Annotated in this window: 12 protein-coding genes and 1 pseudogene; 4 read left to right on the top strand and 9 right to left on the bottom strand. The window is 55.3% G+C overall.

Features of this window, described 5'->3' with window-relative positions:
- Positions 1 to 162: 162 nt before the first annotated feature.
- Entirely contained in the window at positions 163 to 1662 is a 1500-nt protein-coding gene (locus ABC395_RS03285) for a catalase (RefSeq protein ID WP_413000672.1), read from the bottom strand.
- 258 nt (positions 1663 to 1920) lie between these two features.
- Here ABC395_RS03285 and ABC395_RS03280 point away from each other — a divergent pair, with 258 nt between their 5' ends.
- Positions 1921 to 2937 carry a glycosyltransferase family 2 protein gene (locus ABC395_RS03280; protein WP_413000670.1) on the top strand — a complete coding sequence of 339 codons (1017 nt, stop codon included), beginning with the start codon at positions 1921 to 1923 and terminating at the stop codon, positions 2935 to 2937.
- A gap of 385 nt (positions 2938 to 3322) precedes the next feature.
- The gene (locus tag ABC395_RS03275; protein WP_413000669.1) at positions 3323 to 3613 is read left to right on the top strand and encodes an alpha/beta-type small acid-soluble spore protein; all 291 of its coding nucleotides are present in this window, start codon (positions 3323 to 3325) and stop codon (positions 3611 to 3613) included.
- A 92-nt stretch (positions 3614 to 3705) separates the two neighbouring features.
- Here ABC395_RS03275 and ABC395_RS03270 read toward each other — a convergent pair whose 3' ends face one another.
- From ABC395_RS03270 to ABC395_RS03260, 3 genes are all read right to left on the bottom strand, one after another.
- Positions 3706 to 4410, bottom strand: coding sequence for a hypothetical protein (locus ABC395_RS03270; RefSeq protein ID WP_413000667.1), 705 nt, complete (start codon positions 4408 to 4410; stop codon positions 3706 to 3708).
- Positions 4411 to 4563: 153 nt separating this feature from the next.
- Complete coding sequence (locus ABC395_RS03265; RefSeq protein ID WP_413000665.1) at positions 4564 to 4857, bottom strand: hypothetical protein; 294 nt, start codon at positions 4855 to 4857, stop codon at positions 4564 to 4566.
- A gap of 238 nt (positions 4858 to 5095) precedes the next feature.
- Entirely contained in the window at positions 5096 to 5320 is a 225-nt protein-coding gene (locus ABC395_RS03260; RefSeq protein ID WP_103994328.1) for a DUF1128 domain-containing protein, read from the bottom strand.
- 204 nt (positions 5321 to 5524) lie between these two features.
- On the opposite strand from ABC395_RS03260, the gene ABC395_RS03255 reads away from it, so the two are divergent.
- Positions 5525 to 5926 (top strand): secondary thiamine-phosphate synthase enzyme YjbQ, encoded by a 402-nt coding sequence (locus ABC395_RS03255; protein WP_413000663.1) that lies wholly within the window; start codon positions 5525 to 5527, stop codon positions 5924 to 5926.
- Here ABC395_RS03255 and ABC395_RS03250 read toward each other — a convergent pair.
- The 3 genes and pseudogenes from ABC395_RS03250 to ABC395_RS03240 all read right to left on the bottom strand — a co-directional run bounded on the left by ABC395_RS03250 (position 5907) and on the right by ABC395_RS03240 (position 8774).
- On the bottom strand, positions 5907 to 6548 hold the full coding sequence (locus ABC395_RS03250; RefSeq protein WP_413000661.1) for a TetR/AcrR family transcriptional regulator: 642 nt from the start codon (positions 6546 to 6548) through the stop codon (positions 5907 to 5909). The two genes, ABC395_RS03255 and ABC395_RS03250, sit on opposite strands and share 20 nt — an antisense overlap.
- Positions 6549 to 6582: 34 nt before the next feature.
- The gene (locus tag ABC395_RS03245; RefSeq protein ID WP_413000660.1) at positions 6583 to 7221 is read right to left on the bottom strand and encodes a YigZ family protein; all 639 of its coding nucleotides are present in this window, start codon (positions 7219 to 7221) and stop codon (positions 6583 to 6585) included.
- Between the two features lie 196 nt (positions 7222 to 7417).
- Positions 7418 to 8774, bottom strand: a pseudogene (locus ABC395_RS03240) (glucose-6-phosphate isomerase).
- A gap of 357 nt (positions 8775 to 9131) precedes the next feature.
- Here ABC395_RS03240 and ABC395_RS03235 point away from each other — a divergent pair.
- Positions 9132 to 10031 (top strand): NAD(P)-dependent oxidoreductase, encoded by a 900-nt coding sequence (locus ABC395_RS03235; protein ID WP_413000658.1) that lies wholly within the window; start codon positions 9132 to 9134, stop codon positions 10029 to 10031.
- Positions 10032 to 10721: 690 nt separating this feature from the next.
- Here the strand turns inward: ABC395_RS03235 and ppnP are convergent.
- Both ppnP and tkt read right to left on the bottom strand, forming a co-directional pair.
- Complete coding sequence (ppnP, locus tag ABC395_RS03230; RefSeq protein ID WP_413000657.1) at positions 10722 to 11039, bottom strand: pyrimidine/purine nucleoside phosphorylase; 318 nt, start codon at positions 11037 to 11039, stop codon at positions 10722 to 10724.
- 79 nt (positions 11040 to 11118) lie between these two features.
- Positions 11119 to 13140 (bottom strand): transketolase, encoded by a 2022-nt coding sequence (tkt, locus tag ABC395_RS03225; RefSeq protein ID WP_413000656.1) that lies wholly within the window; start codon positions 13138 to 13140, stop codon positions 11119 to 11121.
- Between the last annotated feature and the right edge of the window lie 51 nt (positions 13141 to 13191).

Raw genomic sequence — 13191 nt, 5'->3', positions numbered from 1 at the left:
GTACCGGCATCCGTACACTTCAACCATCCTTGTGAAGCGGGCACCACATGGCGGCATGCCGGAAGGGGGGAAATTCCTCCTGCATGCCGGCGGGCCGCTTAACCCGGCGGCGAACAAAACCGTCCTCCGGCGTTTCCCGTGCTCTTACCCGTGCCCAACGAATTAACGGAGGGGCATTTGTCCGGATCCGGTGCCCGCTCCCTGCGGAATAAACCCGCTGAGATCGATTCCGAGCCCTTCCGCAAGCCTTGTTCCGAATTCCACATCGGCACGGAAAAAATTGCAGACGGCGCGAAGCTGGATTTGCATGTCCGTTTGTTTGAGGTCGTTCACGAGGTTATCGATCAGATTAGCGCGTTCTTCCGGTGTAATCCCCCGGTAACGCTCACCTGCCTGCGTGAAATCGTCCGTTTTCTCGATTTTGCGGCGTGTAGTAGGGCCCGTCAGCGGCTGCTCGCTTTCCGCATACGCGTTTCCGGCTTCCTTCGGCGCATGGTCATAGGAATTCGGCTCGTAATTGATCGGCGAGTGATCCTGGCGAACCGCCATTTGACCGTCCCGCTGATAATTCCGGACCGGCGCGTAAGGGCAGTTTACCGGGATCTGCATGTAGTTCGGTCCCAGCCGGTGGCGCTGCGTATCCGGGTAGGAGAACAGACGGCCCTGCAGAAGTTTGTCTTCGGAAGGTTCGATTCCCGGCACAAGCACGCTGGGCGCAAAAGCGGACTGCTCGACTTCGGCGAAGAAATTTTTAGGATTTTCGTTCAAGGTCATCCGTCCTACTTTGACGAACGGAACGAGATCTTCCGGCCAATCCTTAGTCGGATCGAGGGGATCGAAGCTGAACTGGTCCAAACGTTCCGGTTCCAGCATCTGCACATTCAGCTCCCATTCCGGATAATTGCCGGCCTCGATAGCGTCATACAAATCGCGCGTCGCGTGATTGTGATCGCGTCCTCCCTGCTCTTCCGCTTCTTTGCGGCTTAAGGAACGCACACCCTGCAGCGATTTCCAGGTGTATTTGACGTAAACGACTTTACCATCCGCGTTCACCCATTTGAAAGCGTGCACCCCGAACCCGTCCATTTCCCGGTAGTTGGCGGGAGTTCCGCGGTCGGAGAATACCCAGGTCAGCATGTGTGTCGATTCGGGAGAAAGCGACATGAAATCCCACAAGTGATTAGGCGTTTGAACATTTGTATGCGGTGCAGGCTTCAGCGAGTGAACCATGTCCGGGAATTTCAGCGCATCGCGGATAAAGAATACGGGCAAATTGTTGCCCACCAGATCATAATTTCCTTCAGTCGTGTAGAACTTAACGGCAAAGCCGCGCGGATCACGAAGCGTCTCCGGCGAACCGCTCGGGTGAATAACCGTCGAGAAGCGGACAAGCACTCTCGTTTCAATAGACGCGTCCTGCAAAAAAGCGGCTTTCGTATACTCGCTCATACTGGCATAAGGCCGGAATACTCCGAACGCCCCCGCACCCCGCGCGTGCACGACACGCTCCGGAATGCGCTCACGGTCAAAATGAGCCAGTTTCTCCAAAAGGTGATAATCTTCGAGCAGCGTCGGGCCGTGAGTACCGGCTGTCTTCGAATTCTGGTTGTCGGCAACGGGCGCGCCTTGATTCGTAGTGAGATAAGGACGATGTGGATTCATTCTGCACCTCTTTATAATTATTATTATTTGAAAATGATTATCAATGTCATGACGGTAGTATATCATCGTCGTCTTCTCTCAGTCAATAGAATGACTATAAAATTATAATCATTTTAATCTATAGGTTAATTCCGCCTAAATTCTACACATTCCGACGAGCAGGCAATTGCTTTAACTGGCTTTGCTTGTTTACAATAAGAATAATCCGGTGGGAAGCAGCAATGTCCAGTCCAGGATAAGAAAGGAAGATTTTACGGGATGTCGAGCCCTATTTTAACAATCGTGGTACCCTGCTATAACGAAGAAGAAGTTCTTCCCGAAACGGTAAGCCGTTTAAGCGCGGTTCTGGACCGCCTCGTTCAGGAAAAACTCGTAGCCGGCGAAAGTGTGATGCTGCTCGTCGATGACGGCAGCAAAGACCGGACCTGGGAGCTCATCGACCAATACAGCCGTTCCCATGACTATGTAACAGGCGTTAAGCTCGCAAGGAATGCGGGACATCAGAACGCCCTGCTTGCGGGTTTAATGACGGCAAGACATACATCCGACATCGTGATTTCCATCGATGCGGACCTGCAGGACGATACGGACGCGATACGCGAATTTGTACGGAAGTATCTGGAGGGAGCCGAGATCGTCTATGGAATCCGCAGCGACCGGACGACCGATACCTGGTTCAAAAAGACGACTGCAGAATCCTTTTATAAATTAATGCTACGTCTGGGCGTCCAAATTAAGAACAATCATGCGGATTACCGGCTTATGAGCAAGCGCGCGCTGGATTATTTGTCCCGTTATAAAGAAGTCAACGTGTTTTTGAGAGGGATTGTCCCGCTTTTGGGACTGCGTACCGCCGAGGTCATGTACGAGAGGAAAGAACGTTTTGCCGGGGAATCGAAGTATCCGCTGCGCAAAATGCTGTCTTTTGCACTCGACGGCATTACTTCCTTCAGTGTCAAACCGATCCGGATGGTCACGGTCACCGGATTTTTGCTCTCCATCATCAGCGTGTTCGCCGGCGCTTATGCCATCATTTCTAAATTATGGGGGACAACGGCGTCCGGTTGGACTTCTCTGATTTTATCCGTCTGGTTTATCGGCGGGGTGCAGCTTCTGGCCCTGGGACTGATCGGAGAGTACATCGGCAAAATTTACCGGGAGGTTAAACACCGTCCCTTGTATCTCATCGAAAAAACAATCCCGGCTCAGCAGGATGATGAAGCTGCCGTATACTCGGACCGGATTCCCGTAGCAGCCGAACGGACGGGCCGTTAATTTCCGGGACGGACGGAAGAGGTTAGTGCGCGGAGGACGATGCGAAAGAGCCTTCCACATACAGCGGAAAATCTCTTGTCTGAAGCCCCTGCCTGGCCAAGGCCGGAAAAGCTCGTCGGCCTTCTACTTTCGCGAAAGGAAGCCGGGGGCCGCACCTGAGCCATTTTGACGGAAAATGCCGCATACCCCGAACACTACCGGCCCCCTCCTGATAGGGGCGGGAGCTTTCCGCACCGTGCGCAGTATAGCGCACGGTGTTTTTGGCATGCGGCGGATCGCCCGGGCTCTCCGGCATCGGACACTCTTCACAGAAGCCGCACAGCGCCCGGCCGCTTCGTGATACTCCGGGAACTCCTGGGCAACCTATCCTCAGGGAGGTGATAGCATGGCAAGAAGACGAAGCCGCAGAGCAGCCGTTCCCGGAAGCGAACGCAGCCTGGACCGGTTTAAGGGCCAGGTCATGCGGGACGCGGGCTACAACGTATCCGCCGATCAGCCGAACCTGGTCAAATACGAAGTCGCCCGTACCCTGGGAGTCCCCCTGGAGCCGGGCAACAACGGCCGGCTCCGCACGGAGGATGCCGGTAAAATCGGCGGCGAAATCGGCGGCCGCATGGTGCGGGAGCTGGTCCGCCTGGCGCAGAAGCAGCTCGCGGAGCGCAGCGGGCCGAAGTAATCCCGCGCGCTGTATGCCCGACGGACCGCCGCCCGCAAGGCGTTATGCCACGCCGCTCCGCGCGGCGGAGCATAATGCCGCGGCTGTCCCCGTCACCGGCGGGCCAAATCGGCCCGGATGACCAGGGAACCGTCTTCGCTGGTCATCCGGCACGAACCCGGCCGGATCGGCCTGAACAGGCGGATGGCCTGTTTCCCTCCGATCCGGACGCCCTTAAGGCGGATACTCGACCTGTCCGCCGCCAGTTCAATCTCTCCGGGGCGTATTCCCTGAGGCTGGTGCACGATAACCATAAGCCGGCCTCCGGCCTCGGTTATCGAATAGGAGAAAGCTTCCGCCTCTTTGACCTTGGCGGTTTGCCGCTTTTTGCTTCCGGCGACAAGGCCCCTGACAGGCTTTCCGCCGGAGAAGGGGATGACCGCGGGAGGCCCCGAGGCGGCAGGCCGGGCGGCATCGGGTTTCCACCCGGTCTCCCGGCGTTTCTCCCCGCTGCGCTGCGGAGTGGCGCTCGCTTGCGTGCTCTGTCCGCCGGAATTTCCGTCCGGCTCGTTTTCCCAGCCGTTTCCCATCCACTCCGGAATCCGGTAGCCCGGCATAGCCTGCCGCAAAAGTTTATCCAGCCATTGGTCCAGCCAGGCCGTGTTCTCCGGGTCCTCTGAAATCCGCTTGGACAGCTCAGTAAACAAAGTTTCCCCGCCTCCGAAAATGGAGGAAAACGAAGGAATCTCTCCGGAACGGAACCCGAATTTCCGTTCCCACTCTTTTTCATAGTCGGACTCGCTCTTTCCTGCGCTCATTTTTTCCCCCACTCCGCCTGTTCCGGGTTACGGAACCCGCCCTTTTCTCCACACCAGCCTATTCCGCAGCAGGGCCGATGGTGTTTATTCAAGCCCGGACGCAAATAAAAAAATCAGGTCCCGTAACCGGAACCTGACAGCCCTCTTTCCCTTTTACCAGAAGAAACCGGGTCCTCCGAAACCGCCGCCAAATCCGCCGCCGTAACCGAAGCCTCCGCCATAACCATAAGGTCCGTAAGCATACGGAGCCGTTCCGATGGCCAGCAAATCGAACAATACGAGAGGAATGAACGCTTTTGTCTGAGCGGTCCCCTCTTCGGGCTCAAGAATCAGCTCGTTGCCTTGAATACGCACCAGCTTGCCTCTGACCCTGGAACCGTCTTTACGGACGGCCACGATGTTTTGACCGACCAGTTTGGCCGCTTCGTTGCGATGTATAGAGCTCATACCGTCTACCTCCCTTATTCAGCGAATCATGCATGCTACCCTATACCATATGCGGACGGTTAGCGGCCCGATTGGATAGCTGTCCCTTCTTCCTGTTTTATTTGGCCAAGACATCTGTTTCATAAGCGTTTCGTGAATTCCCGCGGGAGAGACGTCTTTTTTTCCATATAAAAAAAGCCTCCCGCCCCGGAGGTAAATCTCCGTGCGGAAGGGCTTTTCACAAAAAGGCAAGCAGGCTTCAGGCCTTGCGGAGCTTGCCCAGCTCCGTCGTAATCGCGTCAATTTCGCTAATGCTGAAATTGGGCTTGCTCATAACGAGATCGTACAGATCTTTAAGATCTTCATATTGTTCCTGGCTGAAGTTGGACGCTTTAATCGATCCGCCTGTCGCCATTCTCAGTTTCGTTTTGATTTCATTGAACATATAATCCACGTTCTGTTCCGACCATGCCGACAAATCCAATGCGTTTCATCCTTTCGTTATCCGGTTATGCTTTCATTGTAACACGTTTTGACACCGGAAATCGCGTCCGTTACGATAGAATCGGAACTAGAGCGCGGGTTTGGACCATGAAGCGCATGGGGAGATACGAAGCTTGTTCGGGCTTATAAACTCCCATCCTTCCTTACCCCGCCGGTCACAAACCTTCAAGGAGGAAATCCGCTTATGCTGCATACCTGCGATCTTGTCACCCGCAAACGGGACGAAATGGTTGAAATTACGGATATCGTGGCAGGGCTGGTTGGGGAAAACCGCATTCAAGACGGCACCGTCATCGTTTACTGCCCTCATACGACGGCGGGAGTGACGATCAACGAAAATGCCGATCCCGATGTAAAAAGGGATACGCTCATGCGCCTGGACGAAGTGTTTCCCTGGGAGCATCCGCGCGACCGTCATGCGGAAGGCAATACGGCCGCTCATCTGAAAGCCATGACCATGGGCGCCTCGCAAACCGTATTTATCCGCGGAGGCCGCCTTGAGCTGGGCCGCTGGCAGGGAATCTACTTCTGCGAATTTGACGGGCCCCGCAGCCGTACGTTTACCGTTAAGCTGATTCGTGATTAACCAGACTGACCTTGGAAGAATCGGATCGGGCCGCCGTGGAGACCATGTTGCTGCACAGCAGTTGTACATGCTCTTCGGCGAGCTGTTCTACCAGCTCAAACGTCTGCCCGTAATGAATGGAATGCGAGATGAATCCGTGCATGGACATAAACAAATTCCAAGGAAGCCGGTATTCCTGATCTTCCTTGTCCGGCATTCCCGAAATGACCTGGCGCACAACCGTGGCAAACAGATCGAAACATTTCGCCTGCTCGGTCCGCGAGTACTGACGCAGCTCCTCGTCCCGGATCATAAACATGATTTCGTAATGATGCGGGTTCTCCAGTCCGAACCGGATAAACTCCATCATCAGCTTCTGCAGCAGGGGAACCCCGAGAACAGCGGATTCGACGATAATTTGCCGCTGCCGCTGCAGGAGTATGCCGAAATCTTCCAGTATGAGTGCATTGAACAGCTCTGCTTTTTCTCTAAAATGATAGTATAACGCGCCATGGCTGTAACCCATTGCTTTAGCGATGCTTCGCATCGTTAAAGCGCGATAACCGCGAGTTACGAATAACTCCCTGGCCTCTTCAAGAATCCGCTCTCTGCTAAGTTCCTGAGCGACTGCCTTCCTCGCCATAAGAATCCCTCCGCTTCGGTGGTGTATGAAATTGTTAGGGTAGCTCGCTATGTTCGATATATGTATGTTCGCCGCGTATGATGTTTCCTTGACCTTGGGTCAAATCGGTAAACCAGTCGGCAAAAGAATCCGCCTCGGCAGATAAGGGATAGCACCGGAGGATAACCTTATCGGTAAATTCCGTATCGCCCATCCGCATGTTGCGGTTCCGCAGCTCATTCTCCACTTTACCCAGCCAAGTATAATCGATTTCAGCGAGCAGTTCCTGATGACTTACTTTGTAAACGGGCACCGCGGCCTGAATTCCCGCGACTGCGCCATCCGTGTAGGCTCTGATCAGTCCGCCGGCTCCCAGCATAATACCGCCGAAATACCGGGTGACGACTACGGCCACGTTCTTGAGATCCATATTCCGGATCACTTCGAGAATCGGTTTGCCGGCTGTGCCGCTCGGCTCCCCGTCATCCGACTGTTTCTGAATCTCGTTGCGTTCTCCGATCATGTAAGCGGAACAGTTGTGGGTCGCCATCGAGTGTTCCTTCTTCACGCCGGCTATAAAAGCAAGCGCTTCCTCTTCGGACGAAACCGGCAACGCCTGACCGATAAACCGGGAACGTTTGATGACAATTTCATCGGCTCCATGCTTCTGTACCGTTCTGTAGGATGCTATCATGTCGCTTCTTCATTCCATTTCCTAACTAATGCGCCTTCTGTTTCATATCATTTTACACAAATCAGAATATTAGTACAATAGTTAATTTAGTTCTAACATTATTTCCAATAAAAAACAGACCTAATCCCGGAGGAAAAGGCCTGTTTTCGTTGAAAATGCCCTTACAGAGCCCTATACGGGTTCTGTCTGGACGAAACTAGTCGTTCAAGCGAGCTTCGAGTTTCGCTTTATCTTCTTCGTAACCGGGTTTGCCGAGGAGCGCAAACATGTTTTTCTTGTACGCCTCCACACCCGGCTGGTCGAACGGATTTACTCCAAGAAGGTAGCCGCTGATGCCGCATGCTTTTTCGAAGAAGTAAACCATATAGCCGAACGTGTGAGCCGAAGTGTCCGGCAGTGTCACGATCAGGTTAGGTACGCCGCCGTCCGTATGAGCCAGCATAGTGCCCTGGAACGCCTTTTTGTTCACGAAATCCATCGTTTTGCCGCTCAAGAAGTTAAGCCCGTCCAGGTTCTCTTCATCGGTTCCGATGACGATCTCCTCTGCGGACTGGTCTACAAACAGTACCGTTTCAAACAGGTTGCGGTTGCCTTCCTGAATGAATTGGCCCATGGAGTGAAGATCGGTCGTGAAATCGACGGCAGCCGGGAAAATCCCCTTGTTGTCTTTGCCTTCGCTCTCGCCGTAAAGCTGCTTCCACCACTCCGATACATAATGCAGAGAAGGCTCGTAATTCACGAGAATCTCGGTAGTTTTGCCTTTGCGGTAGAGCGCGTTGCGGACAGCCGCGTACTGGTAGCTCGCGTTCTCGCTCAGCTCGGGGCTGGAGAAAGCTTCGCGCGCGTCGGCCGCGCCCTGCATCATTTCTTCGATGTTAATGCCGGCCACGGCGATCGGAAGCAGACCTACGGCCGTCAGTACGGAGTAACGTCCGCCTACATCGTCCGGGATAACGAAGGACTCGTAGCCTTCGCCGTTGGCAAGCTGCTTAAGAGCGCCCTTCTCGCGGTCCGTCGTGGCGTAGATGCGCTTGCGCGCGGCTTCTTTGCCGTATTTTTTCTCCAGCAGCTCGCGGAAAATACGGAAGGCGATAGCCGGCTCCGTCGTCGTTCCGGATTTGGAAATGACGTTGACGGAGAAGTCTTTGCCTTCCAGCAGTCTGCAGGAGGTGCGTTACGTATGTAGAACTGATATTCTGGCCGACGAAGTATACGGCCGGAGTTTTACGCTTGTCTTTATCAAGCAGGTTATAGAAAGAGTGGGACAGCATTTCAATCGCCGCGCGGGCCCCCAGGTAGGAGCCGCCGATGCCGATTACGACCAGCGCATCGGAGTCGGATTGAATCTGTTTCGCCGCCTTCTGGATTCTGCCGAACTCTTCTTTGTCGTAAGCGACCGGAAGATCGATCCACCCTAAATAATCACTACCGGCTCCGGTTCCGTTATGCAGTTGGTCATGTGCGGTACGGATCGGCCCGGCCAGGTAATCAATTTCGTGCTGGGCAACGAAGTCAAGCGCCTTGCTGTAATCAAATTGCAGCTTCTGGGTCAACTTTCTCTCCTCCTCGGTTCTTTTACTTGGTTCTTTCCTATAGCATACCGCTTCTGTGCCGCGGTCCGCAAGTCGCGCCCCAGGCGTGCTCCCTCTCCGTCAAACGTGCTACAATAGGAAAAACGCCTGGTGCTTTCTCCTTCGCCCGAGCGCTTGCAGGGACGGATTCGCAATACGGACAGGTGCAGGCGGAACTTGCCGGACCTCCGGATAGTATTGCCGGAACGGCCGATATATTCTCCGAAAACCCCCGGCGCATCGGCTTCGCATGCATTGATTCCTTACTATAAAAGCTTTCCGTACAAACTGCAAGTGAAATTATCGTGTCTGGCGTGACTCTAAACGAGGTGATTAGTGATGAAACAAATCGGATTTATCGGGTTAGGCACCATGGGCTCCCCGATGGCCCTCAATCTGCTCCGCAAAGGCTATGCGGTCACCGTATATAACCGCAGTGCCGATAAAGCGGCCGAGCTTGTCGGGGCGGGTGCCTCTCTGGCCGCGACCCCTGCGGAAGCTGTCTCCGGGGCCGAGGTTCTGTTCACGATGCTGAGCAACGACTCCGCCGTCGAAAGCGTCTTCTACGGCGAAAACGGCGTGCTGGAGAAGGCTGGAGAAGGCCTTACCGTGATCGATTCGAGCACGATCTCTCCGGCCCTCAGCCAGCGTCTTCACGCCGATCTGGGCCGGCGCGGCGCTCAGTTCCTGGACGCGCCCGTAACCGGAAGCAAGCCCGCTGCCGAGGCGGCGACGCTCGTGTTCATGGTCGGCGGAGACCGCCCCGTGTTCGACGCCCAGCACGCGCTGCTGAGCGATCTCGGCAGCAAAGTGCTTTACATGGGGCCGTCCGGTTCCGGCTCCTATGCGAAACTGGCCCACAATACGATTGTGGGCATTAATGCGATCGGCCTGATGGAGGGCCTCTCCATAGCGACGAAAGCGGGCCTTGCGCCCGAGCAGTTCCTGCAGATTGTGCAGGCGGGGTCCGCGGGCAGCAAGCAGGCCGAGCTTAAAGGCCCGAAGATTCTCGACCGTGATTTCAGCAACCAGTTCTCGCTGAAGCTGATGCTGAAGGATCTGCTGCTGGCGTCCGAGCTGACGGGCAAGTTCCAGCTTCCGGCCCCTGTACTGCATGCCGCGACTACCGTCTTCCAGATGGGCCTGAGCAAAGGCCTCGGCGAGGAAGACCTGGCAGCGGCCATCCAGTGCTATGAGGAATGGATGAACGAGAAGGTCGAAAAAAAAGACGGGCAGTGAAATGAGACTTGAATCCGGCGAATCCTGACATAACGGCAGACGGTGTCGGCAACTACATCCCGCCAGTTCTCGAATTACCCGCCTTAGGGAAACTCGTAAACGTTTATATGTGTCACCCGTCCGTTGTTTACAGCATGTTCAAACGCACTCCGTTTTATCGGCGTTTTTCGCGTTATGCTGCCTTAACTCGTAGACGGGCAGGCACAGCGGCAGTAACCGGCAACAACCGCCGCTGCGCCGGATATCACGGCCTCGTGCCCCGGACTGCGCACGTGCTCTGAAACGCGGCTCCGTTTGACCGCCGTCATGCGCTGCGTAACACCGCAGGGGTGAACTCCTCCGCAAGGCAAGAAAGGCCCTTCCGAACGTTTCGTTCGGAAGGGCCTTTTGTATTGCCTGCGGCTTGGTGCTGCATGATGCACGCCGTTTGTTGCTGCATGATACACGCGGTTTGGTGCTGCATGATGCACGCCGTTGCGTACTGCGTAATGCCCGCGGTTTCGTGCTGCATGATGCACGCCGTTTCGTGCTGCATAATGTCCGCGGTTTCGTGCTGCCTGCGCTGCGTAACCTGCTGTCGCATATACCTGCTTACGATACTTGCAATCGCGTATTCCCCGCACTGCAAATACCCGCTGTTGCGCATCACGCAGACATACCGGCCCGCACGGCAGCCCGTAACCGGAAAGCCTATTCCGCGATGTAAGAGCAGCAGTAATCCGTGACGGTCCGGACTTTCAGCTTGAATTTGGCGTTAGCCGGAACGGTAAACTCCCCTTCACCCTGAATGTCCGTCCACTCGGATTCGCCCGGAAGGAGGACGCTCAGGTCGCCGGCCAGGATTTCCATGATCTCTTTGGAGTCCGTACCGAATTCATGCTCTCCGGGAAGCATGATTCCCAGCGTTTTCTTCGTGCCATCTGCGAACAGAACGGCGCGGCTGGTCACTTTTCCCTCAAAATAAACGTTCGCTTTCTTGACTACGGTAACTCCTTCGAAATTCGACAACCCCTTCTCCCCCTCGTAATTGGCGGCTGCACATAAGGACGACCCTGTGGAAGCGGTCGTCCGGATGGCATTCCCGTATTTATTTAAGCAGTTCTTTGACGCGCTTGGCGACATTCTCTGCCGTAAATCCGAATTCCTTGATGAGCAGGTCGCCCGGAGCGGAAGCGCCGAACGTGCTGATTCCGAGGATAGAACCCTCGTCGCCCACATAACGCTCCCAACCGAGAGGATAAGCCATTTCTACGCCGAGACGTTTTTTGACGTCCGGAAGCAGAACGGAATCCTTGTATTCCCGGGACTGCTTCTCGAACAGCTCCCAGCTCGGCATGCTGACGACGCGCACTTGGATGCCTTCTTCGGCGAGCAGCTTTTGAGCGGCCACACCGTGCTGAACCTCCGAGCCTGTCGCAAGGATGAGCGCGTCCGGCTTGCCGTTAGGCGCGTCGGATACGACGTAAGCGCCTTTGGAGAAGTTCTCGCGCGCATATTTGGCGGAACCTTCGAGCTGCGGCAGGTTTTGGCGGGTCAGAATGAGCGCGTACGGTCCGTCGTTATGCTCCATGACGTAACGCCAAGCTTCGCTCGTTTCGTTGCCGTCCGCAGGACGCAGAACGGTCATGCCCGGAATGACGCGGAGAGCCGCAAGCTGTTCAACCGGCTCGTGAGTCGGACCGTCTTCGCCTACGCCGATGCTGTCATGCGTGAAGACGTAGATCACCGGCTGCTTCATCAGAGCGGCCAGACGGATCGACGGACGCAGGTAGTCGGAGAACACGAAGAACGTGCCGCCGTACACGCGGAGACCGCCGTGCAGGGAAATACCGTTCAGGGCTGCGCCCATTCCGAATTCGCGTACGCCGAACCAGATGTTGCGGCCCGCGTAATTTTCCGCGTTGAAGATCGGAGCGTTCTTGATCTCCGTATTGTTGGAGCTTGCCAGGTCGGCGGAACCCCCGAAGAAGAACGGAACGTTCTTCGCTACGGCGTTCAGCGCGTTACCGGAAGCGGCGCGCGTAGCCAGAGCTTTGTCTTCCGGCGTATAAACCGGGAGATCGCGGTCCCAGCCTTCCGGCAGCTTGCCGCTTTCGCCCAGTTCAAACTGCTCGGCGAGTTCCGGATAGGCTTTGCGGTACTCGTCGAACAGGTTGTTCCATTTCTGCTCGGCTTGGATGCCTTTTTCTTTGACCGCCGCATAATGCTCGCGTACTTCTTCAGGAACATAGAAATCTTCTTCGTAGTTCCACTTGTAGAATTCCTTCGTCAGCTTGGCTTCTTCCAGACCGAGCGGGGAACCGTGCGGTCCGGCATGTCCGCCTTTGCCGCCTTTGTTCGGGCTGCCGTAGCCGATCGTCGTTTTCACTTCGATCAGTGTAGGACGGGTGGTGTCGGCTTTCGCCTCTTCAACCGCACGATTGAGAGCTTCCAGGTCGTTCTGCTCTTCTACGCGGAGCACCTGCCAGCCGTATGCTTCGAAACGTTGTTGAACGTTTTCGGTAAAGGAAACGTGCAGATCGCCATCCAGCGAAATGTCGTTGGAATCGTACATCATGATCAGCTTGCCCAGCTTAAGGGTAGCGGCCAGAGAAACGGCTTCGGACGATACACCTTCCATCATGTCACCGTCTCCGCAGATGGCATATGTATAGTGATCGATAACCGGGTAGCCTTCACGGTTGTACAGGCCGGCCAGATGGGCTTCGGCCATCGCCATACCTACGGCCATGCCGATACCTTGTCCGAGCGGGCCGGTAGTCGCGTCAACGCCCGCCGTGTGGCCGAACTCGGGATGTCCCGGAGTCAGGCTGCCCCATTGGCGGAAGTTTTTGATTTCTTCCATCGGAAGATCGTAGCCCGTCAAGTGCAGAATCGCGTAAAGCAGCATGGAGCCGTGGCCTGCGGACAGGACAAAGCGGTCGCGATTGATCCATGTCGGGTTGGCCGGATTATGGGTCATTTGGTGCGCAAACAGCGTATAAGCCATAGGCGCGGCTCCCATAACGATGCCGGGATGGCCGGATTTGGCTTTCTCGATAGCGTCGATTCCGAGTGTACGGATCGTGTGAACGGCTAGTTGCTGAATAGGCGTATTGCTTGCAGACATGGTGTATCCTCCTATGAATGGTCTCGTGTTATACTGTTGTTATTCTCACCA

Source organism: Paenibacillus canaveralius, assembly GCF_047238265.1.
GTDB lineage: Bacteria > Bacillota > Bacilli > Paenibacillales > NBRC-103111 > Paenibacillus_F.
Note: the sequence above shows the minus strand (reverse complement) of the source record. Positions and strands in the feature narration are given on the sequence as shown.

Excerpts from the sequence above, each read along its gene's own strand:
- ABC395_RS03285 (WP_413000672.1), bottom strand. The coding sequence starts at position 1,662 with ATGAATCCACATCGTCCTTATCTCACTACGAATCAAGGCGCGCCCGTT.
- ABC395_RS03280 (WP_413000670.1), top strand. The coding sequence starts at position 1,921 with ATGTCGAGCCCTATTTTAACAATCGTGGTACCCTGCTATAACGAAGAA.
- ABC395_RS03275 (WP_413000669.1), top strand. The coding sequence starts at position 3,323 with ATGGCAAGAAGACGAAGCCGCAGAGCAGCCGTTCCCGGAAGCGAACGC.
- ABC395_RS03270 (WP_413000667.1), bottom strand. The coding sequence starts at position 4,410 with ATGAGCGCAGGAAAGAGCGAGTCCGACTATGAAAAAGAGTGGGAACGG.
- ABC395_RS03265 (WP_413000665.1), bottom strand. The coding sequence starts at position 4,857 with ATGAGCTCTATACATCGCAACGAAGCGGCCAAACTGGTCGGTCAAAAC.
- ABC395_RS03255 (WP_413000663.1), top strand. The coding sequence starts at position 5,525 with ATGCTGCATACCTGCGATCTTGTCACCCGCAAACGGGACGAAATGGTT.
- ABC395_RS03250 (WP_413000661.1), bottom strand. The coding sequence starts at position 6,548 with ATGGCGAGGAAGGCAGTCGCTCAGGAACTTAGCAGAGAGCGGATTCTT.
- ABC395_RS03245 (WP_413000660.1), bottom strand. The coding sequence starts at position 7,221 with ATGATAGCATCCTACAGAACGGTACAGAAGCATGGAGCCGATGAAATT.
- ABC395_RS03235 (WP_413000658.1), top strand. The coding sequence starts at position 9,132 with ATGAAACAAATCGGATTTATCGGGTTAGGCACCATGGGCTCCCCGATG.
- tkt (WP_413000656.1), bottom strand. The coding sequence starts at position 13,140 with ATGTCTGCAAGCAATACGCCTATTCAGCAACTAGCCGTTCACACGATC.